Source organism: Flavobacterium sp. (assembly GCF_044368625.1).
In the GTDB taxonomy this organism is placed as follows: Bacteria; Bacteroidota; Bacteroidia; order Flavobacteriales; family Flavobacteriaceae; genus Flavobacterium.
Map to the genome: position 1 here is coordinate 1 of NZ_JBIPPD010000329.1, position 2,504 is coordinate 2,504.

At 35.3% G+C, this 2,504-nt stretch carries 1 protein-coding gene and 1 pseudogene; both read right to left on the minus strand.

From position 1 onward, the window contains the following. Positions 1 to 216: 216 nt before the first annotated feature. The gene (locus ACIQ2X_RS15705) at positions 217 to 876 is read right to left on the minus strand and encodes a hypothetical protein (RefSeq protein ID WP_396179916.1); all 660 of its coding nucleotides are present in this window, start codon (positions 874 to 876) and stop codon (positions 217 to 219) included. Between the two features lie 168 nt (positions 877 to 1,044). Further along, positions 1,045 to 2,102 (minus strand): annotated as a pseudogene (locus ACIQ2X_RS15710) (NAD(P)-dependent alcohol dehydrogenase). Positions 2,103 to 2,504 lie beyond the last annotated feature (402 nt).

Consider the following 2,504-nt stretch of genomic DNA (forward strand, 5'->3'; position numbering starts at 1 on the left):
TTCAGATTCAGTTTTGAATGTAGCGAATTCAGCGTTGATTTTTTCGATTAGGTTTTCCATGTTAATTTTTTTTAAGATTAGTTGGCAAAAATAAGATGTTTGCTTTTAATAAAAGGATAATTTCAATTTAAGTTTGTGACAATTTGCCAAGATCAGTTGCTTTTACGAGTTGTTTTAGCATTTGAAACAACAATCCAGAACAAATGCATTTTCCAGTTATCGTAAAAAATATTTCGTTTGTATTTTGTGTATATTGATTTGTTCATCCGAAATCCAATATTCCGAAGTGTAAACGGTATATTTATTTAGGTTTTTTTCCAATTTCCAAATGATGGAATCGGCTTCTTCGAATGTACTTTCGTGTGCTAACTTTTCAGCAAAAAGCCTTTTGATAATCGATCGATCAGAAACCATTTCCATCAGGTATTTCAGCAATTCTTCTTTCGTTAAAATTGCGGTGTAATCTTCAATTTCTGCAGTAATTTCAATAGCTATAGCTTTCGCATTTGGAAAAGTACCGTTGTATAGTTTGTACAAAAGTTGGTTGATGGAATACAAATCGTAGTGCAAACTTATTTCAGGATATTCTTCCGAAATTTTGTCAATCAACATGTCATTGGAAATTTGGGCAATTTGATGCTCGGTTAGCGATTCATGTAGTTTATAATGGAGTAAAATTTGAGCGGCTTGGGTTGGATTTACATCACTTACAGCCATGGCGAGATATTCGATGCATTCTTCTTCTGAAATGGAATTGGATACGGAAACATCAAAACGTTTCACTAATTCAAGATAATCTTCTTTTTTCCAATAATTTGGTATTTCGGTAAGCGTGGCTACATTTTCAATGGTAAATACGGCATTCTTAGTTGTCATTTCTTCAATTTTTTATGTCAAGTAAGATACAGTTTTGTCTTTGAATACCTTATTTGATTAACAAATTAATGGGATAAAAGTTCAATTCTCTACGAAAATAAAACAAGGAAAAAACCCTTTACTCTTTGAGATTAAAGGGTTTTAAAGATTTTTTTGAAGATAAGAGAATTACTCGCTCAAAGATGTCATATCAATTACAAAACGGTATTTTACATCGCTTTTAAGCATTCGTTCGTAGGCTTCGTTGATGTCTTGCATTTTGATGATTTCAATTTCTGAAACAATATTGTTTGCACTACAAAAATCAAGCATTTCCTGGGTTTCGGCAATTCCTCCAATTAAAGAACCAGCAACCGATTTTCTTCCCATAATCATCGGAACAGAGTTTAAAAAAGGATCTAAAGGTCCTAGATAACCCACTAAAACCAGTGTTCCTCCAATGTTTAATGTGGCAACATACGGATTGATGTCATGCACATACGGAACTGTATCGATAATCACATCAAATGTACCGTTAACGGATGTCATTTGTTTTTCGTCTGTGGAAATGACCACGTCATCGGCACCCAAATTTTTGGCATCTTCTATTTTATCAGTTGATCGCGAAAACAATGTAACTTCAGCTCCCAAACCTTTGGCTAATTTGATGGCCATGTGCCCCAGTCCACCTAAACCAACCACGGCAACTTTGCTGCCTTTTCCAACATTCCAATGTTTTAAAGGCGACCAAGTGGTAATTCCCGCACAAAGTAGCGGTGCGACAGCTGCCAAATCTAAATTTGTGGGTATTTTTAAAACAAAATTTTCATCGACCACTATTTTTTCAGAATATCCCCCAAAGGTGTACCCTCCCAAATGTTTGTCGGCGGCGTTGTAAGTGCCAACCCAACCTTTTGAGCAATATTGTTCTAAATCTTTTTTACAACTTTCGCAGGTCTGACAGGAATCCACCAAACAACCCACACCGGCCAAATCACCTACTTTAAAAGCGGTTACATCACGTCCCACATTGGTAATTTTGCCTACAATTTCGTGTCCAGGAACAGATGGATACATTGTTCCGCCCAATCGTTTCGAACCGTATGCAAATCGGAATGGCAAACGCCACAAAACAGAATTTCAATTTCAATATCGGTCGCAGTTACCGTTCGTCGGTTAATGTTCAATTGTTTTAGGTCCGCGTCTTTATCATCAGCACCATAAGCTTTTACTTGTGTCGTTTCCATAAGATTTTTTTTAAAAGGAATAATTTTCTTGAAATCTAAAGGTACGAGTAAATGGAGAAAGATATTTAATGAAAAAGTTAAATATCAGGTTGATAAAATCAGTTTTGATGAAAAGCCTACCTAAAAGTTTACTGATTGTAGTAAAAGTTGTTTAGAATTAGAGATACCAACCCATTTTTTGAAAACCATTGAATAGTTGGAAGTTTGAAAATCAAATTAGGTGTTGAGCAATCTAGGTTTACGGTTGTAATTATAAACCTAAAATTAGTCGACTTCAGCAAGTGTTGTTGGTTGCTTGTTATTATCTTTAAATACCATTTGCAATACTACTGAGAAGACAAATGTCAAAACCGCTCCGATAAAGTTGAGCCATAAATAACCGAGTTTTTCCTGGCCGCTTGG